This window comes from Herbaspirillum sp. B65 (assembly GCF_000333555.1).
GTDB classification, from domain to species: Bacteria; Pseudomonadota; Gammaproteobacteria; order Burkholderiales; family Burkholderiaceae_D; genus Herbaspirillum; species Herbaspirillum rubrisubalbicans.
In genome coordinates, this window is sequence record NZ_BADI01001009.1 from 1 (window position 1) to 988 (window position 988).

Annotated in this window: 1 pseudogene; it reads right to left on the reverse strand. The window is 64.2% G+C overall.

Features of this window, described 5'->3' with window-relative positions:
- Window positions 1–988 (reverse strand): annotated as a pseudogene (locus I5W_RS23840) (Ppx/GppA phosphatase family protein); the annotation flags it as partial.

Genomic DNA, 988 nt, shown 5'->3' on the forward strand with positions numbered 1-988 from the left:
CAGGGTACTCATCAGGCGTTGCTCGCGGGTGGTGAAGCCCGGCAGGTCGGCATTGGCGATCATGTAGGCCGAATGCTTGTGGTAACCGGTGGGCGAAACCACCAGGCCGGTCTCATGCAGCAGCGAGCTCCAGTGGAGATAGCGGGCATAGGAATCGGTGGCCGGCTTCAACAGTTGGAAGAAACCCAGCGCGGTATCGGCCACGCCGTGAGCGCGGGCGGCATCGACATGGAAGCGGCGCGCGAATTCTTCCACCGAACGGTCGCGGCGGTCGGCCTTGGTGGCGCGCAACTGCAAGTCCCACATCACGCCCATGCGCAAGCCGGCTTCCACCGGGGTGATGACCTCGATGCCGAACTCCTGCATGAAACCGATGAGCACCGCCAGGCCGCCCATGATGACGCCGGCGCGGTCGGGCTTCATGCCATCCAGGGCAATCTGGCTGACGTGGCCGAAATCGATCAGGCGCTGCATCAGGTCGGCCAGGCTGGGCAGGCTGATGCGGCCGTCGCCCATGTGGTTGCGGCCGATGGTGTCGGCAATGGCGCGCATGGTGCCCGAAGAACCATAGACATTGACGCTGGCGGCATCGAAGCTGAACAGATGCACGGCATCTTCCACATGCGAGCGCGCCGAGATGATGGCGCGCTCGAAGGCCGCTGCCGTGATGGCGCCATCAGGGAAGAAGGCCAGGCTCTGGTTGACGGTGCCGATGCCGAAGGATTCGACGTGGCGGATATGTTCGCCCAGGCCGCGAATGACTTCGGTGGAACCGCCACCGATGTCGATGACCATGCGTTCTTCACCAGCATCGGCCAGCACGCCGGCCACGCCCATGTAGATCAGACGGCCCTCTTCCTCACCGGAAATGATCTCGACCGGATAGCCGATGGCGCGCTCCAGTTCCGGCAGCAGGTCGGCGGCATTCTTGGCTACGCGCAAGGTATTGGTGGCCACACCCGCACTGCGGTCAGCGGATAGTCGCGCA